The sequence below is a fragment of the Pseudomonas sp. NFACC02 genome (assembly GCF_900110765.1).
GTDB lineage: Bacteria > Pseudomonadota > Gammaproteobacteria > Pseudomonadales > Pseudomonadaceae > Aquipseudomonas.
Map to the genome: position 1 here is coordinate 20,090 of NZ_FOEO01000037.1, position 21,905 is coordinate 41,994.

Sequence of the window (21,905 nt, forward strand, 5' to 3'; positions counted from 1 at the left end):
ATGCCGGGATGATGCTGAATAGCCAGTGATTAGCACAACCCCGACACGCCATTACGCCCCCGGAACCGCCAGCCATTCGCCCACCACTTTCTGATAGGCGCCAGTTGCCTTGCTCAAGTGCAACCACTGATCGACGTAGCTTTTCCAGGCGATATCGTCACGCGGCAGCAGATACGCCTTTTCGCCATATTGCATATAACGGGAAGGGTTGACCGTACACAGCCCCGGCGTGCGCTTCTGCTGGTAGAGCGCCTCCGACGCATCGGTGATCATCACGTCGGCCTTCTTGTCCAGCAACTGCTGGAAGATGGTCTTGTTGTCATGAAAGGACAGCGACGCCCTGGGCAGGTACGCCCTGGCAAACGCCTCGTTCGTGCCGCCCTGAGGTTCGATCAGGCGCACCTCCGGCTGGTTGATCTGCTCGACGGTCTGGTACTTCGACTCGTCTTCGCAGCGCACCAGCGGCACCTTGCCGTCGACGTCCAGCGTGCTGCTGAAAAAAGCCTTTTTCTGCCGTTCCAGCGTCACCGAAATACCACCGACCGCGATGTCACACTTGCCCGCCGTGAAATCCGGCATCAGGTTTTTCCAGGTCGTCGGCACCCACTGCACCTTCACCCCAAGACTCTGAGCCAGCGACTGCGCCAGCTCGATATCGATCCCCTCGTATTGCCCATCCGGCTTGAGAAACGAATACGGCTTGTAATCGCCGGTGGTACAGACCGCGAGCTCACCCTTCTGCTGGATCGCGTCCAGGTGCGACGGAGCCTCAGCCGCCTGCGCGTGAGTGACGCTGGCCAATCCCAACAGCAAGCTAGCGGTCAAGCATGTCTTCATTGTGTTGATCCCTGTGAGTCGATTGTGCGCACCGTCGTTATAGAGGGACCTCCGGCGGATGGGAAGCGTGGAAGCGATCGCGAGAGCGGCATTGAGCGCGTTTTGGTTCAACGCGGGTAATAAATATGTAGTGCCGTTACGTGGCGGACGGTCGGTACGATTGCACTTTGTCTTCGATCGGATACACTCTTTTATGTACACCGTTCTGCAAACTGAGGCGTTTGTGAGCTGGCATTCCGGGTTGCGCAACATTCAGGCAAAGCTAGCGGTAGTTCGTCGTATAGATCGGGTTTCCGCAGGAAATCTTGGCGACGTCAAATCAGTTGGGGGTGGCATCTCGGAAATGCGTTTGAACATAGGGAGTGGCTACCGGATTTACCTCACGTTTCGAGAGCGCGTCTGCATCGTTTTGTTGGTCGGCGGCGATAAAGCCAGTCAATCTGCGGATATTCGTCAGGCCCGAATGCTGGCAAAGAGGTTAGAACATGAGTAATAAACTGAGTCCCTTCGATGTCGCATCATTTCTGGATACGGATGAAGCGATCAGTGAATACCTGACCCAGGTACTGTCCGACGGCGACAGCGAGGAGTTTGTCAGAGCGATCGGTTATGTGGCCAAGGCGCGTGGTATGTCGAGCGTTGCGCAGGCGACCGGGTTGGGGCGCGCAAGTCTGTACAAAGCATTGGCGCCGGGTGCCAAACCACGCTTTGACACCGTAGTGAAAGTCATGCACGCCCTTGGTGTCGAGCTCCGCGCAAGCGCGACCGGCGGAGGCAGCGTGTAGTCCCTCTGCGGTATGAGCATCAGTCTCCATGAGATCGCGCGGCCTTGGTTTTCGCGCGATGATGCCGGAAAAAAGCCACGCCGGCAGCCAGCACCACCACACCGATGAAAATCGGCAACCGGTAAGGCTTCAGGTTCCCCAGCAGGTTCTCTAGCGCTTGACCGGCCCAATAACCCGCCATCACAAACAGCGTCGCCCACACGGCGGCGCCCAATAGATTGATCAGTGCGAAGCGAATGGGGGAGAGGCGACTTGCGCCGATCACCAGCGGCCCGACCAGGCGCATGCCATAGAGAAACCGCACGGAGAAGATCGACGCCGTGGGGTAGCGCTTGATCAAGTCGGAAACCCGGTCGATGGCCGATTGCTGTCGGTGCAGCTTCGGCAGGATGCGAGGGCCGAAGCAACGCCCGGTCCAGAACAGAATCTGGTCCCCCAGCATGCCGCCCAGCGTGGCGATGAGAATGACATGCGGCAGGTGAAGGGACGTCTGGTGAGCCGCCAGTCCCCCCAGAATCAGAATGGTTTCGCCTTCCAGCAGGCAGCCGATAAACACTGCCCAGTAGCCGTAGTTGACCAGCAGATAATTGAAGTCGACGTGTTCGAACATGAGCTCCAGCAGCCTCGAAAAGGGTTAGCCGCAGGGTCATCCGGCGGAAGGCATGCCGTTCGACCGGAGCTGTGCGCGAACAGTTCTATTGCGCTTCAAGCCCTGGCAGGGTCACTCACTGTACTCGGCCTCCAGGGCGGCCAGATCTTTCTCGATCACCTTCATCAACATCTCCCACTCGCCCTGCGTGCGCTTCAACGCTTCGCCTTCGCGAGAGTAGAGAAAGTCGATGATGTTCGCGGTTTCCTTGGCCTTGGTGGTGGGGCGAAACGCGTCCATGCTCAGCACGCGCGCCAGCATGTCCAGTTCGGTGGCGTGGTTGACCCACTGCCAGTCGTCCTTGATCACCACCTTGTCGATGAGAATGCACTGCTTCTTGAAACTGCGCAGGCTGGCACCAAACGGACTGGCCGCCAGTAATGACGTAATACGCGACCCATCGCTGTTGGCCTTGTCCACTGCATTGGGACCAAAGAACCACTCGTTGAAACTCAGCTCGATTTCGCGAAAGGCGACGTTGGCATCCCAGATGATGCCCAGTGCCTTGTTGTGGATCATCTCGTTCTTCCACGCGCGATACGCCTTGAACGCCAGGCCGACCAGACCGATGGCCGCGAGCGCTTGCACCAGCGCGGAACACGAATTAATGACGTCGTACGCTCTCGCCGACCCGGAAATGCCGGCGCCTGTGTAGGACTCGTAGAAGACTGCGCCGGTCATCGCGGCAAGCGCGAACAAGGCGCAATAGAACCCGAACGCATAAGGATCTTTCATTGTTGTTTTTATCCGATCAGCGAGGTTAAACGTTTGGTCCATTCGCTCTGGATCAGTCAATTTTCAGGCTAGTTGAGAACTGGGGTTTTGCAGGACGAGGGGATGAAATAGGGCGCTTGGTCGAATCCGGACCAAGGCTGCTGATTCTGACCACAGGCCGCTGGAGCGACCGGGGTGATGTTCCACCTTGCCCGCGATCTGCCGCGCAGCGGTCGCAAAACCGGACAGTCCAGTTTTATGGATGATGGCCCGACCGCCGAGGAAACAACCCCTCATCCGAAAGACAGGCGATCAGATGGTCATACACCAACCGAACCCTGGGCGGCACCGGCCCAGACTGGGTGCGATAGACAATCAGGTCCACGGTCGGCGGCGCGCAGTGCGCGAGCACCTCGACCAGAGAACCTTCACTCACGTGCGGTTCCGCCAGGTAGTGCGGCATCTGCGCGAACGCGAGCCCGGACAGGACAAACTCCAGCTCTGTCTCCGGATCGTCACAGCTGAACGCCGGGGAGGGCGGCAAGTAACTTTCACCGTCCGAAAAGAACCAAGGCCACGGCCTGCCGTTGTTCCGATCAATCAGCACCGACAACGGCAACGACTTAAGCGCCTCCACACTGGACGGCGCCCCGACCGCCTCCACCAATGCGGGGGCCGCCACAACCTTCAACGGCACCTGAGCCACCGCCCGGGCGATGAACCGCCGATCACGCACCGCCCCGATGCGGATCCCGATATCGATCCGGGACAGCACCGCATCCGTCAGTTGGTCATCCAGATTCAATTCGATTCGCAACCCCGGGTGCTGATGCATCAACGGCTTTAGAAAATCCGCCAGGTACAGCTTGCCGATGGCATGAGGCGCGGTGATCCCGACACGGCCAGCGATCTCGGCATTTTTCGGTTTCGAGTGCGCCAGGAACAGCCGGTCGAACTGATTCAGCGTCTCCCGCGCCTGCTGCGCGATCTCGGCCCCGAACGCCGTGAGCGTCGCCTGTCGCGTGCTGCGGTGAAACAACGGCTCGGCAAAGGTGCGCTCCAGCTCCTTGATCGCTCGCGTCACCTTTTGCGGCGAAATTCCCAGGCGATGCGCAGCCTCGCGAAAGCTCGGCGCTTCCACCGCGACCAGAAAAACACGGAGCATTTCCATGCGGTTGAGCATTGACCCGGATCCTCGTGGCGACGGTGAGATGAACAGCGTGTTCCAGAAAGTGGAATTCTCAAAGCCAAACTCTTCCATTTTCTGAGCAGAAGATCCACTGCAAACTCCTGCTCAACCCCTCACCAACCTCTGCAGGAGATTCAACATGAGCAACGGCATCCAGGGCAAAGTCGTCGTCATCACCGGCGCGAGCAGCGGACTGGGCGAAGCAACCGCCCGCCATCTGGCCAAACTCGGCGCCAAAGTCGTCCTCGGCGCACGTCGCCAGGAACGCATGGACGTCATCGTCCAGGACATCAAAGCCACAGGCGGCCAGGCATCGGCCTACACCGTCGACGTCACGCGCCGTGGCGACCTCGAAGCGCTGGTCGCTCACGCTGTTGAGGACTTCGGCAAAGTCGACGTCATGGTCAACAACGCAGGCTTCATGGCCATCGCGCCCATCGCCGAACTGCGCGTCGACGAGTGGGACCGCATGATCGACATCAACGTCAAAGGCGTCCTGTACGGCATCGCCGCCGCACTGCCGAAATTCGAAGCCCAAGGCTTCGGCCACTTCATCAACATCTCGTCCGTGGCCGGCATCAAAGTCTTCAGCCCAGGCGGCTCCGTCTACAGCGGCACCAAATACGCCGTCCGCGCCATCTCCGACGGCCTGCGCCACGAAGTCGGCGGAAAAATCCGCACCACCACCATCGAACCGGGTGCCGTGGACTCCGAACTCAAATTCGGCAGCGGCCACCAGCCAAGCGCCGATGTCGTGAAAGAGTTCTACAAACAGGCCATCCCCGCCGAATCCGTCGCGCGCGCCATCGCCTACGCGATCGAACAGCCGGGCGACGTGGACATCAACGAAATCGTCCTGCGCCCGACCTCGCAGGATTTCTAAGCGTGAGCGGTGGTGCGACAGACCCGTCCTGTCGCATCCCCCGCAATGCTCGCGACACCTGCAGCAAAACCGGTGCATGCGCAGTGTCAGACACAATTGAGTCGCCGCTTCTGCCCAGAAGGCGTAGGAGCGTGGCTTGTCCCGCGATCTGCCGGGGACCGGCAGCAAAACCTGTGCATGCGTAGTATCAGACACAATTGAGTCGCCACTTCTGCCCAGAAGGCGTAGGAGCGACCGGGGTGGCGTTCCACCTTGCCCCGCGATCTGCCGGGAACCGGCAGCAAAACCAGTCAACCTGTCCCTACCAGACAGACCTAGATCTGAAGGTATTTGTAGGAAATTTCTGATTTTCCGCCATCCGGTTGTCGACAACCAATGCCGACGTTAGCCTCCCAGCCGTCGTTGTGATCAGCGACCGGATTTGACGATCTGAGACTAAGGCGCACAGCGCTCCGACTATGCTTTGAGCTATTACGCTCGCGGCAAGTGTTATGGCAGCTGTGCGTCGGAGACCTTCGGGTCTGCCGGTAGCCTTAGGCCGGTTCGTCAACCTTCGCACAGCTGCCACCCATTGTTTGACGACATTGGACTCAGCGTTAACTAAGGAGCTTCACCCATGCAGGCACCGCATTTACCCAAATCCCCACACCCATCGCTAACCCCAACAAGGGAAACAAGGCGATGACCGACTGCTTCGAACCCCAAATCTTCATCCGCCACCACCGCCAACTCCGCGCCCTCCAACTCGAAAACCAAGCCTGGTTCTGCCTCCCCGATATCGCCCGCCTCATGGGCAAACCCCTCGACGAACGTGCCACCTACAAACTCGACCCAGACCAACGCCGCACCGCCTGGCTAAACAGCAACGGCCAATGGACCAAACACATCCTCATCAGCGAATCCGGCCTCTTCGCCATGCTCGTCCACCACTACGTCCCCGAAAACCGCGCATTAAGGCAATGGCTGACCCACGAAGTACTACCGACACTGCGTGACAAAGCCGAGCCCTGTTCACCGAGTATCAACGCCATGAAATGGGCCGGATGTTCGGTGGGATTACTGCAATGGCAGAGCGATTACTGGGTGCGGTTAAGGGATCTGCCCGAACTGATGGTCGAGCGAAGTCAGAACCGTCGCGTCGCCCGCGATGGTTGGAAGAGTGTGTTGATCAGATGGCGACAGAAGTTGATCGGCAGATGATGTCGGGCTAGGCGGTATCCCACGGGATAACGCTTGCGCTGATAGCGGGCATCTGGGGCTGCCGCAACATACCTGCAGCGGAAGGTCAGGTATTACACCTTCGGAAGGGAGTTCATATGCGAAGGGCAGCACTGCCGACACCAACTGCCCCGATGAAAAGCCCCGCCATGAACCACCTCTCCCCCGAAATCTTGCGACCTTTCTGCTTTTTCTCGGCGACATAGTCACATTGCCCTAACCAGGACGAAGTCGCGTGAAATAAAGCACTGCGATTGCGATGCCAATCACGTACATCAGATAAAAGTGAAGTTTCACTCCCAATCGTAAACCCGGCGACAGTTTGAGCAATTTTTCTCGAGGAATAATCTCCTGTTTTTTGAAAATGCGAGGTTCGATAATGACCAGAACCACAAATATCTCTCGCATTTTTCTGCCGAGAAAACTTTCTCCGTAATAGCGCCTATTAAGGGCAAACATCTCGATATCACAAAGCTGATCTTCGATCTTTTCGAGATACATCAAGAAAAACACATAGGAACACACAATGTGAATGATCATGACGACCCCTACTATCAGCGAGAGCAGGCCGGTGGGGATGTCTGCCATTATGGATTCCATTCATAAAGGTATTCACCGATAGATTCACCAATCCAGCGCTTGTATCGCGAATCCTGCGATTCGCCTTCAATACCGTCGATTTTGGTGAATCCGTCGAATGCCATCTGTTTATTCTGAGATGCTTGAAAGGTCGATCTAGAATAGGGAGGTGAGCGCGAATATCACCAAGGTGACAGGCACAGTTTCGGCGTTTTCAGAATCGTCCTACTTCAGAGATTCGAATATCCTACGGAATAACTTTTGGATGGTTTTCATGGTCCTCATAAATGCACCAACGCAGCATGACCCACCTCAGCAAATAGATTTCTGATCGCTGCTGGTTGACCCGTTTCGCGAAGGTAGTCTGCCGATATCGAGGGGCAGAAAACGCCCAAAACGGCCGTTGGGGACAGACAGAAACCGGCCATAAGCAGACATCCATACAACGTCCGCACTTTTCCTGTTTGCCGGAGTGGGAGGGGGAATGGTGTCGTTCATCATCATCCCGGCCAGACGGCTCCCGCTTTGTTTTGTGCGCGTGAACTATTTATCCTTGCTCATTCCGTTTGAATTGGCTTTAAGACTAGGACTTCTCAACGAGTAAGGCCTTGAAGGCTGGTAGATAATCGTCCCCTTGCGGACTCTTAGACTCTAGCGTAATCATTACTGGAAAATCATCAAATGCGAGGAAGAAATACTCGTTGTCTATCAGCACCTCCCAAATGCGCACGTCAGCTCCGTCAGACTTGCTGATGATCGACCCCCCAAGTAGTTCAAGAATAAAATCCGCATAATCAGGAAAACACTCCCAATCGACGCTCGATGTCAGGTTGAGACACGATCGGCCAGAGTGCATTTTTTCAATACTCAGTTCACTTGGGGGTATTTTGTTTTTCATTAGAATATGTCTCCACCACCAGCTCTGGTTGCGCTTTCAATGATTTGTTCGAAAGACCCAGAGTCGTTTAAGATTCAGCAAAGATAATGGGTCTGCCCGGTATAGCGCCTCTCTCGAGCAGCATCAATCCTATCTTCACCCAGTTGAACTGCATTGTCTTTAGACTTGAAGAAGCCAGCGCAATGGTCATGACGCATTGACGTGATGTGTTGGAAATAAAACACGCATGCCTGCGACTCACTGCCTGAGACAAAAATCGGCTGTGAATCTTGGCCCCATTCCGTATAACAGACCTGCCATTGTCCATCCCTGTGGCGAAGATAAAAGCCATCTGACATAACGCCACGGGAACCGATGGCATACATTGCCGGGTTGCATCTTTTTTCGAAAACGCGCTCCGCGAGCAGGTCTGTACTCATTGCATCCAAGACGTTTCCTTCGCGGCTGGTCTACCGGGCAGGCAAAATATGCCTCTGATTTGTCTTTCTGCGTGGCCAAAAATGCCGGCGTAACAGGCCCAGGTCAATTCAATTGAGCATTCCTTTCTGGTAGGGAGTTGCTAGCCACAAATTGACAGCTTTCGACCCGAAGTGGTCGCTCCGTGGACTTCTGATCTACGATGTGAACATCGTCGGCAATTACCAGGATGTGGGAATGTTCGAGGGATTCCAGCTTGAAATGGTCGAGTTGCCTGAAGCGACCTTACGCGTCCGTCACGGCGGTTCAGGCCCTCCGTTGTTGCTGTTGCATGGGCATCCCCGCACCCACACGACGTGGCATGCGGTTGCACCGCTGCTCGCCACATCTTTCACAGTTGTGTGCCCTGATTTGAGGGGCTTCGGAATGTCCAGCAAGCCTGTAAATCCTCACGATTACGAGGCTTTTTCAAAACGAGCGAAGGCGCGTGACTGCGTGGCCCTAATGGATTGGCTTGGGTTCGATAAATTTTACTTGGCAGGCCATGACCGGGGCAGCTATGCCGCTTTTCGCACCGCGCTCGACTTCCCGTCAAAAGTGCTGAAGTTGGCCATCCTTGATGGAGTACCGATTCTGGAAGCGCTTGATCGGTGTGACGCAAAGTTTGCATCCAAATGGTGGCACTGGTTTTTCTACGCTCAGCCCGACAAACCAGAACAAGCGATTTTTCCTGACCCTGGTAGCTGGTACCAAGCCAGCGCCGAATCCATGGGGAGGGATAATTATCAGGATTTTCAAGCCGCGATCCACGATCCCGATACCGTTATCGGAATGCTTGGCGATTATCGCGCCGGGATCGCAGTTGATCACTTGCATGATCGGGAAGACCGTGAGGCTGGCCGCAAAATTCAGTGCCCTCTCAACGTCATATGGTCATTGAAGGACGACTTGGAAGAACTTTACGGCGACGTTGTTGCCGTCTGGCAACCTTGGGTTGAGCAAATAGTCACCGGTGCAGGAGTCGATTGCGGCCATCACATCGCAGAAGAGGCCCCTGTCGAATTGGCAAACGCCCTTAGGGTTTTCTTCCATGGATCATGAATTCTAAGCGGTTATTTTCCGCTGGCCGATTGCCGCCTTTCAAATCTGTCCAAGGCCTTCATGACGGCTACTGATATGGGCTAGTTATCGCCGATGTCGTAAGATTCACTGCCTGTGATCTCGGAGGAGCCTTGAGATTCGATGAAGAGACTTATCGAATGCGACAATGAATTTTTTTGCCGTGGCAGCATATTCAGGGCGATAGGAATGCCCCCATACGAGGCCGCTGTGGATTTCATGGTCTTCGAAACCTTGCAGCAGAGGCGTCGTTTTGGGTTGATGGTCACCACGGGTTACAAAGCCGGTCTGGTGTTGGTAACCCTGCCCGTAGAGAGCAACTCTGGAACTCAGGGATTGTGCACAGAATGGGTAGTAAAAAATTGGGCAGAGTGGATCTACCCGGACTGCGATGTATCTCAGGTGCTTGTCTTCGAGGGGTACGACCCGGGTAGGGAAGTCGATGGCTAAGGTGCGGATTGGGTGGTAGGCGGTTATGCACCTTTCAGCTAGCCGCATGAGTCTCTGCAATCAAGGCCGCGGATCCTTATGGTTTTATAGCTTCGCAAAACTTTTGCTTGAATGACCGCTAACGACCGATTCTGTTGAAAAAGTCGGATTTTCATCTCGCCTGAACTCAGGCACGCCAACCACTGGAGAACCTACTCATCACGTTGAGTGGTTTTTCGGCCCTTCGTTGAGCTTTGCGGCTCTGTTATTGGGTTAGTTTGAGGTTTTTTGCTGAGTGCAGGCGCACCTATCCCGTGGTCGGTGGCCCTTGGGATGTAAATTTGGCCAGCCGGCGCAGGTTCTGCACCGCGGCGGTCAGCGTGAACTCATCGGTCGCGCCACTCATGCCACGTAGTCGCAAGCGATCCATTTTCAGGATGCGCTTGAGATGGGCAAACAACATTTCGACCTTTTTACGTTCGTGGCGAGAGCGCTGATACGTCGGCGTTGCTGCGATGCGTCGAACCACATCACGAGCGGCCTCGTGGACGCTGCGAGCGATCTTGCGAAACGCAGTATTCGGGCAACACTTGGCTTTCATCGGGCATGTCGCACAGTCGGTCTGCCGGGATCGGAAGATGATGGTGTTGGCTTTGGTGACGTGCGAACGCTCATTCTTGAAGGCTCGCCATTCGCTGCGCAATGCGTTGCCGGCTGGGCAGCGGTATTCCTCAGTCTTCTCATTCCAGTGGAAATCGTTGCTCGAAAAACTGTCGTTCTTGCGCTTGGTTTTGTCGCACACCGGCACCTGCGGCTCGATGTCTTTTTCCTCCACCATCCAAGCCAGCGTCGGCGCGGTTCCGCAAGCGGTGTCGCCAACAAGGCGTTCCGGCTTGATGTCGAACCGCGCCTGTACCCGGTCGATCATGATCTTGGTGCTCTCGACCTCGGCCGTGCGATGAGCCGGTGTGGGCTCCACATCCACGATGACACCGTGCTCGGTATCGATCAGATAATTCGTGGAGTAAGCGTAGAACGCTGGGCCACCTGGAGCTGCGGTCCAGCGGGCTTGAGGATCAGTCAGCGATAGTCGCTTCGGTAGTGTTTCAGCCAGAGCCTCCTCGTCAAGTGCCTCAAGGTACTCACGCACGGCGCGGGTGCTCAGGGACGGATCGCTCCAGCTGACCTGCTCATCACCCGGTACGCCGCGCTGCCGACTGGCATCCGCTTTGATGATGCTGGCGTCCACTGCAAAACCTTCACCTTTAACCAAGCCTGCGTCCATGCAACGACGCAGTACTTCATTGAACAGCCAGCGAAACAGATCGCTGTCCCGAAAACGACCGTGTCAATTTTGGAAAAGGTCGAGTGATTGGGTACTTCATCTTCGGGGCTCAACCGGCAGAACCAGCGAAACGCCAGGTTCAAATGGGCCTCTCCGCACAGCCGCCGCTCTGAGCGAATGCCATAGCAATAGCCGACGATGAGCATGCGGATCATCAGTTCAGGATCAATCGACGGACGCCCAATCGGGCTGTAAAAATCGGCGAGGTAATGGCGCAAATCGCTCAGGTCGAGACACTGATCAATCCTGCGCGGAAGGTGATTGGCGGGGATGTGATCCTCAAGCTTGGGCAAGTAAAACAGTCGCTCCTGTCCACTCGATAACTGTCCCATCATGCTGCGTGCTTCCCTGCTGGCCGATGCAGAGATTTTGCCGCAGGCCAGACAGGGAGCTACTTTTTCAACAGAATCGACCCAAAGCGGACCATCGCTGTGACGTCTTTTCTGCTTGACGCTATTCACGCTGAGTGTTGGCCTACTTAGGCAACGATATGCTGGGGGGGATTGCAGGCTTTTGAATTGTCCAGATTATCGCGCAGACGTGGTCTGAACTCTTTACGTCGCTGATACTTATGATTCATCGAGCTAGCTGGACACGCAGTAATAGCGCAGGCGTCCTTGACAGGGGACTTTGATAGTCTAGATTTAAAGCTGCTTGATCCTAAATAAAGCTTGTATTTAGCCTTAAGCTTGACCTTTTAATCGCTTTGGTAGATCACTGAAGCTAGGGGAAAGTATGTGGATTTTTGCTAAGTCGGCTATTTTTATGGGGTTGGCAGTATTCCATCTGAACACCCTCGCGGCTGAGCCGGAGGAACACAGACCAGAAACTACCAGGGTCATCGTAAAGCTAAAACAGTCGTCATCGCCTGAAAGCTATAATTTAGGGGCGCTATCCAATCCGCTCGGCTACATGAAATCAAAATACGCTAGGCAGTCATTCGGGGAAATTCAAACATTGGGACTACCAGATTTGATTGTTGCTGAAATGTCGGCCGAAGGAGTCGAATCTTTGAGGAAAGATTCTAATGTCATTGCTGTTGTTGAAGACTATCTATCTAAACCAAGTTGGACGTTTACAGACTCGGCTAGTGGGTTGACTACCATTGGCGAGGTAGATGGTAAGAATGATTCTTGGGAGGGTAAGGGCGAAACTATTGCAATAGTCGATACTGGCATAAACGCCAGTCACCCTTTTTTACAGGGGAAGTTGGTTGGTGAAGCCTGCTTCTCTTCAATAAGCTCTTCGAGCCCTAAGTCAAAGTCATTATGCCCTAATGGACTTGAAACCCAAATAATGAAAGGTGCAGGGAAAGACTGTAGTAGCTCAACTATAGGCTGTGGTCACGGTACTCACGTTGCAGGTATTGCAGTCGGTGGACCTGTCACTTTTAAAGGAGAGGTGTTGCAAGGGACTGCCCCGGGCTCGAAGTTTATTTCTGTGCAAGTGTACAGCCAGTTTGATGATCCATCTCTGTGTGGGGGGAATAGTACTCCTTGTGTTCTGAGTTTTGCGTCGGATCAAATTAGAGCTTTAAACTATTTGTACACGATCCACAAGGAAACTGGCCTTGCGGTTGTCAATATGAGTATGGGGCACGGTGCGTTCTCCAAAAGCTGCGCTGATGATATTTTGTCGGAAAGCATCCAAAAATTGGTTTCCGGTAATGTGGCAGTAGTGGCCGCCAGTGGCAACGAGGGGCTGCTTGGAGCTTCGTCTTCTCCGGCATGTATCCCTGGTGTGATATCTGTTGGAGCAGTTGATGTATTTAATCATCTGGCATATTCCTACTCTAACACTGCCGTCACCACAACCCTGCTTGCGCTTGGCGATAATGTCCTGTCTTCGGATCAGGGCGGTGGGTACGGACGTAAAACAGGCACTTCTATGGCTGCACCGCAAGTCAGCGGAGCACTGGTTTTGTTAAGGTCCAAGTTGCCCAGTGCTAAGGTGCCAGACTTGGTCAAAGTACTGAAAGCTAGTGGTACTCAAGTTATTGATGGCCGCACTGGGCAAAAATTTACAGCGCTTAATATCGTCTCATTGGAAAAATTTCCTGTTGGCACAGTGGAACCTGCTCAACACAATGACGGTGATCCTCAATCGACCGTTGTTAATAGTCTGCCCTCACGTGTGGTAGTCATTCCGCAAGAGAATGTTTCAGTCGCGCCGACTGATCACGTGGCGGCTGAACTTGAGACTGTCACTGGAAAAACAACTGAGGTGAAAGATAGAGACGGTTTTTATATTATTGAAATGAAAGGGGGGGTTAACGAAAAGGACAAGGCCGCCATACAGCATGTTTTTGGCGAAAAATCCAAAATTGCTATCGATGCGCTCAGTTTTCCGAATAATTAGCTATATTCCTAATATTTGAATTTAAATACGCACGCAGGGGCCGCACATGAAGATATTCGTTCGCGTTCTAATTCCGCTCGCACTGGCCGGGTGCTCTAACTTGGAGTCTACGGAAGTGAGTGATAATACTGGTGATGGTCTGAGGTATTACCTGCCCAATAAGGATATTTCTATTAAGATAGTAGTTCAAGGTGGTAAGATTTCTTCGGTAGCACTTGACAGTACATCTGCGTACCCAGATGAGTCTAAAAATTATCTTCTGCGATTTAAAGGGGGCATAACTGGGAAAAATGTTGCGAATGTAGGTGTTGATACAAATGGTCTGTTAACCTCAACTAAGTCAACAGCGACTAGTGGGGTATCTGAAGCCTTTCAAAATCTGGCTGGTCTGGCTGGATCCGTTTTGGCAAAGCCTGCAAGCACAACACTTGCCGAGGCTTGCACAGATGGTACTCATACTTTCATTGTTCCGGCGACACAAGAGCCGTATAGTGGAACGGCATGTGGTCTCAATGTGTCAATTTCTAAAAAGCAACAACGCGATGTGGTGAGTTCAAGGTCTCTCACGGCTAATAGATCAGGGGTGTATTATCGCCAGGCAGAACCATACTTGGTTAGCGTTAGCGGTGGTTTTAATGCTTCGGCACTTGTTTTCTCGCCATCACAGTCACCAACATATTTTTTACCTATCTCAAGGACGCTATTTGCGAACGGTGAAGCAGACTTCGGGTTTGTTGATGGTATGCCTACAAAATACAATCAGTCTACTGATGGTGAAGTTGTAGGTTTGCTGACTATCCCTGCTGCCGTAATTGGAGCGTATTTTGGGGCTGTGGGGAAGCTATTTGAAAGTTTTAAAAGCTCGGATGAAAAGTCAAGTGCTCAGTTGCTAGCGTCAACAAAGTTGGAAATGGATAAAGTCAAATACAGTGCATGTGCTGATGCGATAAAATCAAAAGATGATGTGGCGTTGGAAAAACTAGATTGCGGTAAGTAATATAGAGCCAAACTGAGTTTCCCAAGTGGCGTCGCCTCGGCATGGCTCTGATTTGTGCAGGTGTTTAGGTCAGTATTCAGTCGCTGCCTATGTCTGTGGATATCGAGGCAGTACCATAATACACAAGCAAACGAGGCGGTTTCTTCATCATTACTAATTATGTTCTCCGAGTATTGTGGAATACTTCGTAACTCGGAACCTCAGAGATGATTGCTGAGGCTCCGAGCATTGTTGTCCAAGGTACATCATCAGTTTCGACGACTTCAAGTGCTCTCGCGTGGTTTCAGTCTCCTGTTCAAAGCACGTGCGTTACTTTATCGCTAAGCGCTCCATAAACCCACCAGCTTCATTATGGGGGGGGCGCTTAGCTAGATGATACCGGCGAGCAGTTCCACGGTAGCAGCGCTTCGTAGTCTTCAACCGGCAGGCGTTCCAGTGCGTGGCGCAGCCACGCATAGGGCTCCTGGCCGTTGGCTTTGGCAGTCTCGACCAGGCTGTAAAGTTGAGCACTGGCCGTTGCGCCTTTGGGCGTATCGCTAAACAGCCAGTTCTTTCTGCCGATCACGAAGGGGCGGATCGCGCGTTCAGCGGTGTTGTTGTCGAGTGGCAGGTAGCCTTCCTCGACATATCGCTCCAGCTTGCTCCAGTTACTGGCGAGGTAACTGATGGCTTTGCCCAGGGCGTTCTGAGCAGTGACCTGTGGCTGCGTCTTTTCGATCCAACTTTTCAACTGAGCCAGTATCGGCAGGCTTTGTTCGTAACGACCGGTCTTGCGTTCATCGTCGCAGAAAGCCTTTAGGTCGCGTTCGATGCCGTAAAGCTTTTTGATCAGATTCAGTGCGATATCCGCGCGCCCCGTTTTACCTTTGGGCTGCACTTTCTGTGCTTCAACAAACTTGCGACGCGCATGGGCCCAGCATCCTAAACGCTCAACTCCAGCTTGGGCGCCCAGCGCATTGTAACCGGCATAATCATCGGTCATGACGTAGCCACGATAGCCAACGAGCAGACGCGTAGGCACCTCCTGCGCTCGGCTGGTGGGGTAGTCAAAAAGGATCACCGGCTTATCCGGTGGGCCGCCGGTTTGCACCCACATTCATGACTGGCTACCTGGCTCACGGCCAGGCTCTTTCAACACCTGCACCCGCGTTTCATCGCAATGGATGACCCGGCTGGCCAACAGGCTGTCGCGCATTAAATTCAGCAGCGGCTGAAAGTGTTCGCCGCACTGGATAACCCAGCGTGCCAGGGTCTGGCGAGGGATATCGATGCCGTGGCGACCCAGCACCTTTTCAAAGCGGTGAAGCGGCAAACCGTCCACATATTTAGTGGTCAGCAGCATCGCCAGAACGCTCGGGCTGGCCATGCTTTTTTCAATCACCTGAGCCGGCTTGTCCGCAGTCACCGGTGCAGTCTCGCAGTCGCGACAACCGTAGACTTTACGAACGTGTTTGATCACCCGTATCTGCATCGGGACAATTTCAAGTTGCTCGCTGATTTCCTCGCCAATGGCGTGTTTGCGGCAGCCGCAGACGCAGGTCAGCTCATGCTCGGGCAGTTCATGGATGACTTCAATGCGCGGTAGATCGGCAGGTAATGGGTTACGCTTGCCACGACGCTTTGAGGGTGCGACGACCTCTTCTTCAGTGGTATCGCGCGCCAACTCGACCTCGTGCTCCGCTTCATTGAACAACGCCATTTGAGGCGTTGCCGGATCGACGGCCTGCTCTGATTTTCGGCCGAACAGGCGCTGCCTTAGCAGTGCGACTTGCTCTTCGAGCACGCCCATCCTGGACTGCATCTTCGCAAGCATCTGCTTGAGCAATTCAGGATCATCAGGAAGGTTGTCGGGCACGAAATTCATGCCCGGGATTATACCGAATCAGGCCACGAATCGCGGCGTCAAAACTTGATGGGGACGGTTACGCCAAGGGTCAAAGCCGTCGAGCATCCAGTTGAGCTCCTGGACAGTCAGGACAATTGCTTCGTCGGTCTGATCGGGCGATGTTTTGAAGCGCTCAGACTCCAGGCGCTTGAGCCAAAGGCAGAAGCCGTTGCGTTCCCAGTACAAGATCTTCACACGGTTGCGCGGCTTATTGAGGAACACAAAAAGCACTGGGTCAAAGACCGCGACCTTGATGTCGAGTTCGACCAACGCAGCAAGGCCGTCAATGGATTTTCGGAAGTCGACGGGTTTGGGGTAGAGATAGACTTTTTCGACTTTGGCATCGGGTCGCATCATGGCTGGCGGGCTCCAGAAAGAAATCGGGAGCAGAGCATCGAGCATCACATAAGCGCTTGGAATGTGGGGTTCATGGAGCGGTTACCCTTTAACGTGGTTTTGAGACCTCCCCAATCCTTGGGCGGAAAACGGAAAAACGGCCGATCTCCCTCTCAAAATCGCGGGCGGTGATCCGCAGGGAGATTTGTCGTCCCCTTGAACGCTTTAAGGTGTGGGTTGCCGCTTCTGACCCACTCTCGTGGGCTTGCTTAGCGTTACAAGGCTAAGCTGACACATTTCGAATCCATTCGGCGGGTATCATAAACACCTTGAAAAGGCTGGGAGATACCATTTAAGTTGAGGAATACCATAGGAACTGTCGTCAAGCACTACCCATTACGCAAAGTCGAAGCCCAAGCCTCTCTGCTCCCTGGCTTACTGAATGGAGTTCATAGCTCTTTCAAAAAAGGCGTTTGCTTTTTTTAGCGTTATATACTTGGCTCCGGTCCCATCATAAAGTTTATGAAACTGTTGCCAATTTTTAAGTGCATAGTCTCGGATAGATCTGCTTCTGTGGATATCATGGGTTTCAATAGCTAAAACGCAATCTGATAGCGTGACCGCCTCATCTTTCTCCAGAACGCAAATCTTTCCGGGTGTAATCATGCCGACCCGAGGAAATAATAAAGCTGGTCCTTTAATCGAGACTCGAGAGAAGACTTTTTCGTAAGGGTGGTTGAGTATGATCTCTCCGTTTATTAGCTGAGTAGTGTGTATGAGCGGCAATCCATTATCGCATGCCTTGATGGCGTGCATTTGTACTTGGCCACGTTTAATGAGTGCTTTTGGTGTTTCTGTTTTGACTTCAGAGTTATAGATGATGGGCGACCGTGATTGTTTATACGTAATCTTGACAATTGATGTGCGAGCTACTGCGCTTTTGAAAATACGCATGCAGTTTCCCGAAACAATCTCGACATTGTAGTTTTTATTTATCAGGTTCCAACCCTGCTCATCTCGCTCGCTAGCCAATGAACCATTTGGCAATATTGCGAATAAATAGCCATCTTTTGATAGGTACTTCAGGCTTAAATAAACAAACGCTAACGCCAAGCCAGACTTGACGCCTATTAGGTCTGGCCAAATAGTACCTTTTCGGCCTCTTTCGCTAAATGGAGGATTTAGTAATACTAAATCAATTGATTGTTTTTTTTGCGAGAACTTGGTACTTCTATGAGAGCTCAGCTTTAAGAAATCTGAACATGAGACACACCATTTTTTATTTAAAGAAGCTATCAGTCTTGCATTTTTTTTGCTTAAATCGTTGGCGTATATGGAGGCATATGGCCAATACTTTTCTGCTTCATTAAGCAGGCTTCCTTCCCCAGCTGAGAAGTCGGCGATGCTTTGAGGAACAAAGTTTTCCGGAACACACGCAATCATCGTCTGCGCCAGTTCGGAGGGTGTGTAATGAAGATCGATCATCAGGTTTTTGATCTACGCGGTCTATTTACGCTACGTTTGATGAAAATAGCTGACGCTTCATCGAAAAGCGCGGAAACGTGATATACCAGAAGACGGGCGGTTCCGCCAGTGCGACCAGCCTTCCTGATAGGGTGATCGTGAACCAGCTCCACAGCTACGTGGCTTGACAGCGTAAAAAGTACTGCACCCAAGGCGTGAGGTTTAGTGCCGATAAGTGCTACTTTCAAGGCCCGGCCAGATGTGTCAGCTGAAATTTCCTCCAATAAATAAAAACAGCTGAAAGGACAGTTTGCAGGAGCATATCTGATTGATTGCCATGCTTCAGTTTCTTGCAGTGCACCTTTGTTCCCCACATAGGTTTCAAATACATACCAAGGTTTGAATCCCGGTGATCCTATGACAGGTCTAATATTTTCATACCCTGGCTGAATTTGTTCAACTATGTAGCGCAAACGTGGCCCTTCGAATCCGAGCAAAGGGACAAACGTAAACTGGTCGTTATTGCGAGATGAAAGAGTAGCGAATCCGGGTAGTGGAGAAATTCCTTGGATGCTATTGCTTAAATCATAAATTTGTCCCTCTACGGGCGCTGAACTTCTAGAGTACATGTCGGGTTCTACGTACACCGCAAGAACCTCTAGCCTTGCCGATAGAGCTGCTTTTAGTATTCCTGCCCATACGGAGTGCGTAAGGCCTGTTATATCTAAATAAATTTTAACTTTTGGATCATATCCTTTCCATAAAGATTGTATATCTACTTCTGACCTGAGCGAAATAGGGGACTCGATATCTTTCACTGTGAATGAATTTTGAGATTCAAGTGTAATTTCATGAATTTTTACACCTACTATAGTAGCTCTCCAGGACTCGATATGCTGGGCACGTAATTCTCCTGTTGAGCCGAAAATGTAAATGCTATTATCGCACGGGCGAAAATCACTGGCATTTTCAAAAGTGTCGGTAAGCACTGGAGTATCTTTAGTTGCCCGCATAATAAGATCCAAATAAGCTAAGTTGGTCTGGGAGCTGTATGCTATCGCTTCGGTTACTTTGTGCTAAAACTTCTCTGATTGTTTCTCTAGGATAAGAAATAAGCCCTAGAAATTGTTGCTCTCCTAGCACGAATTTTCGTTTTTTTCTGTGGCTAAAGACAAAAAGCGGTGAAAATATCGGATGCAAACGATAGTCGTAGTCAGCGGTATCGCTCTCTGACATTAGCTTGTTACCTGGCGAACGAACCAATGCGAGATGCATTACAGCTTGTTCTAGAATTTTTTTAACCTGCTCACTTGCATCTGTTTTAGATGAATCTTGTTTAATATGGAACTGGTTTACCTCGGGGGCGTGCCCATTCGCATCTGACGCCATAACTTGCAATATACGACCAACACTTAACACTAACTTTGTAAGCTTTCCGCCCTCAACACTTAATCCCTCCAGTTCAGAAAGATTTTTTCTGCCTATATCCTCTGCTGCTTCAGTTTGAGACTTGTAAGAAATTGGCTCTTGAGGGGTGCCTTCATTTTCAACGTGACGTGTGAAAGCGGCATGTACGAGCTCAAGTAGATAGCGGATATTGCCATTTGCAAGTGAGACATATACATCCCAGCCCGTGTAGTATTTGCTGATGCCGCGCTTGCCTTTCCTAATTGCGTATAACGATGCGTGGAAATGGTTTTCTAGTTTTTGCTTCCAAGAGTTTTTGTCGCTAAGCCACGATTTTACATTTTCAGCAAAGCTTTCATCAGTACCAGCACCCCAGTAACTTAGAAAGTAAAGGTGGCCAATGTCAATCCGCATCGCAGCGTCAAGATTGGTTAATAGATTTAAGTTTCTCAGTTTTTCAAGTAACTTGGTTTTTCCTTCACTTCCCAATAGAAGCTCAGCTTCTTCCAAATCACTAACTGTAGGTAGAAGCTGCTGCGGCGTCGTAATTATATTTTCTTCGTCAGGAAAGGCGCTTGTGATTCTTTGTCTGATCACTGATTCCGCAAACGCAGGGAAACGTTGTTCGTTTAGCTTGTCGGCAATATTAATTCTGGCGTAATCTGCGGGGGATGTTAGTTGTTCATTAGAGTTTAACGTCGCTCGCTGTCTCCAGCCTAGTTCTCTTACTCCGATTTTAAAGGTGTAGTTTTTGTTAGCGTGTTTGATAATTGTATTCAGTACTCGCTGCTGATAGTCTTCAAAATTTTCAAACTCGTCAATCAGAAAGAAAAATTGTTTTCCCTTTAGTGCTGAGGATTTTAGAAGTGCGCTGGCTAGTTCGTCTAATGGGGCGGCTAGCGATGAAATTCTTTCGGGTGGGTTGTCTGCGATCGTGTTGATTTGAGCTTCGAAGTCCAGAATGAGATATTCTATTTCTTCGGCTAGATCTCCAATTGTATTGATTTCCTGAAGTCCTAGGGTTGTAGAAACTTTTTTTAAGTCCTTAGCTGGTATGTCTATTTTTACTTCGGTTTTTTCCTCGAACCAGCTCGAAAAATCCAAAAGTAATTGGCAGAAAGTAAGGTTGATGTAGTGTCCAAAGTACGCGCACCACTTTTCTTCACTTAATTCTGCGCCTCGAAATGCAGTCACCCTATTTGTATTAACCCTGTAGTAGACTCCATAAAAGGGCCACTCAGTTATCGGGGAAGGATTGCTAGTTAGCTCTAGCTGGCCTTGGTAGGAAAGGCCGCGAAGGACTGTGGTTTTTCCCGTGCCGCGGCCGCCTATTAGAACGCATGGCCTGTGCGTGCGGAGTTCCTGGAAATATGCCGGTTCATTAAATAGTTTAAAAATCGCTTCGTTTAACCACTCTGCCTTATATAGGCCGAGAGTCTTATTTAATCGTCGGGTTGCATCTTCCTGAATTAAAGTCATTATAGCGACCCCTTTTTTATGAGTGGCTTCCAGCTATTAAGCTGCGTATAAAATATTGGAAGTGTTGCATCAGGGCAACCATGACCAAATGCGAGTGCCAGCCCTAGTTTGTGAAAGCCTCGCCAGCAGTCCTCCCCACCATCAGTGTCCGGAAGCCCAATTCTAGCGCTTACTGTTTTTACAAACTCTGGACCTTCTATCTTCATGTCCTTGCGCCATATTGCGGAATCACTGCTGAGGGCGCTTTGGCGTGAGGTGTAGAAATGAGCTGGAACAATTTTAACCTCAGGGCATCTTCTCGAAATATTTGATTGGCCTAGCTCAGTGCAAATGACAGGGCAGTAAAAAAACTTTATTTTTCCTTGTAGATGATGTTGTACTGCTGCAAATGAAATCTTCTGGTGGTGAATTTCATACTCTCTTTCCCAAGTGTCACCAAATTGATTTCCTGAGCCTACGAAATCATCTACAAACAGAACGTTAGGAGTGTGGCCTCTCATAAAAATCTCTAGCGCTGCTTCGGGTGAAACAATTTTTTGCTCATCCAGCATAAGAATGTCACGTGCCAACCTTGCGAAAGCAAATCCGCTGTCTGCATCGTGGGGGATTTCGCCTGTCACTCTTACTACTATCAAAGAATCTATGAATTCAGCCCAAGATGTGCGAGATTTTTTCAATGAGTCTTTGTCGGTGAGTATGTGTTGTGATACATTGAGAAATGCACTTCTAAACATTTGCTTTACAAGTTCGTCAGAGAAATATGTAAAGCCGTCGAGAAGTCTGAGTGCTAATGGCATCTCTTCTTTTGAAAAATTGGATGTCCATCCTACTGGATCGAAATTACCTCTTTTGGGCCACAGCCCTGTCGTTACCATATAGCGCCATTTATCTGTTGGTAATGCAACTTCCATGTAAGC

The 21,905-nt window shown here is 51.6% G+C and carries 20 protein-coding genes and 2 pseudogenes; 8 read left to right on the top strand and 14 right to left on the bottom strand.

The features are described 5' to 3' along the window. Positions 1–51: 51 nt before the first annotated feature. Positions 52–837, bottom strand: coding sequence for a transporter substrate-binding domain-containing protein (locus BMY73_RS22155; protein WP_092409774.1), 786 nt, complete (start codon positions 835–837; stop codon positions 52–54). A 67-nt stretch (positions 838–904) separates the two neighbouring features. Here BMY73_RS22155 and BMY73_RS22160 point away from each other — a divergent pair, with 67 nt between their 5' ends. Beyond that, entirely contained in the window at positions 905–1,330 is a 426-nt protein-coding gene (locus BMY73_RS22160; RefSeq protein WP_370588220.1) for a type II toxin-antitoxin system RelE/ParE family toxin, read from the top strand. After that, the gene (locus BMY73_RS22165) at positions 1,323–1,622 is read left to right on the top strand and encodes an addiction module antidote protein (protein ID WP_062388673.1); all 300 of its coding nucleotides are present in this window, start codon (positions 1,323–1,325) and stop codon (positions 1,620–1,622) included. Before BMY73_RS22160 ends, BMY73_RS22165 begins: the two co-directional genes overlap by 8 nt. A gap of 19 nt (positions 1,623–1,641) precedes the next feature. Here the strand turns inward: BMY73_RS22165 and BMY73_RS22170 are convergent, their stop codons facing one another. From BMY73_RS22170 to BMY73_RS22180, 3 genes are all read right to left on the bottom strand, one after another. Continuing rightward, entirely contained in the window at positions 1,642–2,232 is a 591-nt protein-coding gene (locus tag BMY73_RS22170) for a DedA family protein (RefSeq protein ID WP_062388676.1), read from the bottom strand. A gap of 111 nt (positions 2,233–2,343) precedes the next feature. Then, positions 2,344–3,006 carry a hypothetical protein gene (locus tag BMY73_RS22175; protein WP_092409776.1) on the bottom strand — a complete coding sequence of 221 codons (663 nt, stop codon included), beginning with the start codon at positions 3,004–3,006 and terminating at the stop codon, positions 2,344–2,346. Between the two features lie 235 nt (positions 3,007–3,241). Continuing rightward, entirely contained in the window at positions 3,242–4,168 is a 927-nt protein-coding gene (locus BMY73_RS22180; protein ID WP_092409778.1) for a LysR family transcriptional regulator, read from the bottom strand. Between the two features lie 145 nt (positions 4,169–4,313). On the opposite strand from BMY73_RS22180, the gene BMY73_RS22185 reads away from it, so the two are divergent. Both BMY73_RS22185 and BMY73_RS22190 read left to right on the top strand, forming a co-directional pair. Further along, positions 4,314–5,057, top strand: a complete 744-nt coding sequence (locus BMY73_RS22185; protein ID WP_092409780.1) for an SDR family oxidoreductase — start codon at positions 4,314–4,316, stop codon at positions 5,055–5,057. A 681-nt stretch (positions 5,058–5,738) separates the two neighbouring features. Next, a complete protein-coding gene (locus tag BMY73_RS22190) occupies positions 5,739–6,257 on the top strand; it encodes a BRO-N domain-containing protein (RefSeq protein ID WP_092409782.1) in 519 nt (172 codons plus the stop codon). Between the two features lie 234 nt (positions 6,258–6,491). Here BMY73_RS22190 and BMY73_RS22195 read toward each other — a convergent pair whose 3' ends face one another. The 3 genes from BMY73_RS22195 to BMY73_RS22205 all read right to left on the bottom strand — a co-directional run bounded on the left by BMY73_RS22195 (position 6,492) and on the right by BMY73_RS22205 (position 8,171). Beyond that, positions 6,492–6,863 (bottom strand): hypothetical protein, encoded by a 372-nt coding sequence (locus tag BMY73_RS22195; protein ID WP_092409784.1) that lies wholly within the window; start codon positions 6,861–6,863, stop codon positions 6,492–6,494. 574 nt (positions 6,864–7,437) lie between these two features. Continuing rightward, a complete protein-coding gene (locus tag BMY73_RS22200) occupies positions 7,438–7,752 on the bottom strand; it encodes a DUF3630 family protein (RefSeq protein WP_092409786.1) in 315 nt (104 codons plus the stop codon). A gap of 74 nt (positions 7,753–7,826) precedes the next feature. Further along, complete coding sequence (locus BMY73_RS22205; RefSeq protein WP_092409788.1) at positions 7,827–8,171, bottom strand: hypothetical protein; 345 nt, start codon at positions 8,169–8,171, stop codon at positions 7,827–7,829. Positions 8,172–8,322: 151 nt separating this feature from the next. Between BMY73_RS22205 and BMY73_RS22210 the strand changes: the two genes are divergently transcribed. After that, complete coding sequence (locus tag BMY73_RS22210; RefSeq protein ID WP_256571351.1) at positions 8,323–9,270, top strand: alpha/beta fold hydrolase; 948 nt, start codon at positions 8,323–8,325, stop codon at positions 9,268–9,270. A gap of 141 nt (positions 9,271–9,411) precedes the next feature. After that, positions 9,412–9,738: an Imm45 family immunity protein gene (imm45, locus tag BMY73_RS22215; RefSeq protein WP_092409792.1), complete on the top strand. Its 327-nt coding sequence runs from the start codon at positions 9,412–9,414 to the stop codon at positions 9,736–9,738. A gap of 286 nt (positions 9,739–10,024) precedes the next feature. On the opposite strand, the pseudogene BMY73_RS22220 reads toward imm45, so the two are convergent. Continuing rightward, positions 10,025–11,397, bottom strand: a pseudogene (locus tag BMY73_RS22220) (transposase). Positions 11,398–11,797: 400 nt separating this feature from the next. Here BMY73_RS22220 and BMY73_RS22225 point away from each other — a divergent pair. Both BMY73_RS22225 and BMY73_RS28100 read left to right on the top strand, forming a co-directional pair. Beyond that, the gene (locus BMY73_RS22225) at positions 11,798–13,420 is read left to right on the top strand and encodes a S8 family peptidase (protein ID WP_092409794.1); all 1,623 of its coding nucleotides are present in this window, start codon (positions 11,798–11,800) and stop codon (positions 13,418–13,420) included. A 115-nt stretch (positions 13,421–13,535) separates the two neighbouring features. Next, a complete protein-coding gene (locus tag BMY73_RS28100; protein ID WP_139214265.1) occupies positions 13,536–14,417 on the top strand; it encodes a hypothetical protein in 882 nt (293 codons plus the stop codon). Positions 14,418–14,781: 364 nt separating this feature from the next. Here BMY73_RS28100 and BMY73_RS22230 read toward each other — a convergent pair. The 6 genes and pseudogenes from BMY73_RS22230 to BMY73_RS28105 form a co-directional block, all read right to left on the bottom strand. After that, positions 14,782–16,281, bottom strand: a pseudogene (locus BMY73_RS22230) (IS66 family transposase). 18 nt (positions 16,282–16,299) lie between these two features. Further along, positions 16,300–16,659: an IS66 family insertion sequence element accessory protein TnpB gene (gene tnpB / locus BMY73_RS22235; RefSeq protein ID WP_256571352.1), complete on the bottom strand. Its 360-nt coding sequence runs from the start codon at positions 16,657–16,659 to the stop codon at positions 16,300–16,302. 414 nt (positions 16,660–17,073) lie between these two features. Further along, entirely contained in the window at positions 17,074–18,123 is a 1,050-nt protein-coding gene (locus tag BMY73_RS22240) for an N-6 DNA methylase (protein ID WP_092409796.1), read from the bottom strand. Next, positions 18,123–19,115, bottom strand: coding sequence for a hypothetical protein (locus tag BMY73_RS28370; protein WP_175500230.1), 993 nt, complete (start codon positions 19,113–19,115; stop codon positions 18,123–18,125). Before BMY73_RS28370 ends, BMY73_RS22240 begins: the two co-directional genes overlap by 1 nt. Continuing rightward, complete coding sequence (locus BMY73_RS22250) at positions 19,102–20,988, bottom strand: ORC-CDC6 family AAA ATPase (protein WP_092409798.1); 1,887 nt, start codon at positions 20,986–20,988, stop codon at positions 19,102–19,104. The genes BMY73_RS28370 and BMY73_RS22250 overlap by 14 nt, the downstream gene beginning before the upstream one ends. After that, positions 20,988–21,899, bottom strand: a complete 912-nt coding sequence (locus tag BMY73_RS28105; protein WP_139214266.1) for a phosphoribosyltransferase-like protein — start codon at positions 21,897–21,899, stop codon at positions 20,988–20,990. Before BMY73_RS28105 ends, BMY73_RS22250 begins: the two co-directional genes overlap by 1 nt. Positions 21,900–21,905 lie beyond the last annotated feature (6 nt).

Bases quoted from the DNA above. Each gene is read 5' to 3' on its own strand.
- BMY73_RS22155 (WP_092409774.1), bottom strand. From the start codon at position 837: ATGAAGACATGCTTGACCGCTAGCTTGCTGTTGGGATTGGCCAGCGTC.
- BMY73_RS22165 (WP_062388673.1), top strand. From the start codon at position 1,323: ATGAGTAATAAACTGAGTCCCTTCGATGTCGCATCATTTCTGGATACG.
- BMY73_RS22170 (WP_062388676.1), bottom strand. From the start codon at position 2,232: ATGTTCGAACACGTCGACTTCAATTATCTGCTGGTCAACTACGGCTAC.
- BMY73_RS22175 (WP_092409776.1), bottom strand. From the start codon at position 3,006: ATGAAAGATCCTTATGCGTTCGGGTTCTATTGCGCCTTGTTCGCGCTT.
- BMY73_RS22180 (WP_092409778.1), bottom strand. From the start codon at position 4,168: ATGCTCAACCGCATGGAAATGCTCCGTGTTTTTCTGGTCGCGGTGGAA.
- BMY73_RS22185 (WP_092409780.1), top strand. From the start codon at position 4,314: ATGAGCAACGGCATCCAGGGCAAAGTCGTCGTCATCACCGGCGCGAGC.
- BMY73_RS22190 (WP_092409782.1), top strand. From the start codon at position 5,739: ATGACCGACTGCTTCGAACCCCAAATCTTCATCCGCCACCACCGCCAA.
- BMY73_RS22195 (WP_092409784.1), bottom strand. From the start codon at position 6,863: ATGGCAGACATCCCCACCGGCCTGCTCTCGCTGATAGTAGGGGTCGTC.
- BMY73_RS22200 (WP_092409786.1), bottom strand. From the start codon at position 7,752: ATGAAAAACAAAATACCCCCAAGTGAACTGAGTATTGAAAAAATGCAC.
- BMY73_RS22205 (WP_092409788.1), bottom strand. From the start codon at position 8,171: ATGAGTACAGACCTGCTCGCGGAGCGCGTTTTCGAAAAAAGATGCAAC.
- imm45 (WP_092409792.1), top strand. From the start codon at position 9,412: ATGAAGAGACTTATCGAATGCGACAATGAATTTTTTTGCCGTGGCAGC.
- BMY73_RS22225 (WP_092409794.1), top strand. From the start codon at position 11,798: ATGTGGATTTTTGCTAAGTCGGCTATTTTTATGGGGTTGGCAGTATTC.
- tnpB (WP_256571352.1), bottom strand. From the start codon at position 16,659: ATGATGCGACCCGATGCCAAAGTCGAAAAAGTCTATCTCTACCCCAAA.
- BMY73_RS22240 (WP_092409796.1), bottom strand. From the start codon at position 18,123: ATGATCGATCTTCATTACACACCCTCCGAACTGGCGCAGACGATGATT.
- BMY73_RS28370 (WP_175500230.1), bottom strand. From the start codon at position 19,115: ATGCGGGCAACTAAAGATACTCCAGTGCTTACCGACACTTTTGAAAAT.
- BMY73_RS22250 (WP_092409798.1), bottom strand. From the start codon at position 20,988: ATGACTTTAATTCAGGAAGATGCAACCCGACGATTAAATAAGACTCTC.
- BMY73_RS28105 (WP_139214266.1), bottom strand. From the start codon at position 21,899: ATGGAAGTTGCATTACCAACAGATAAATGGCGCTATATGGTAACGACA.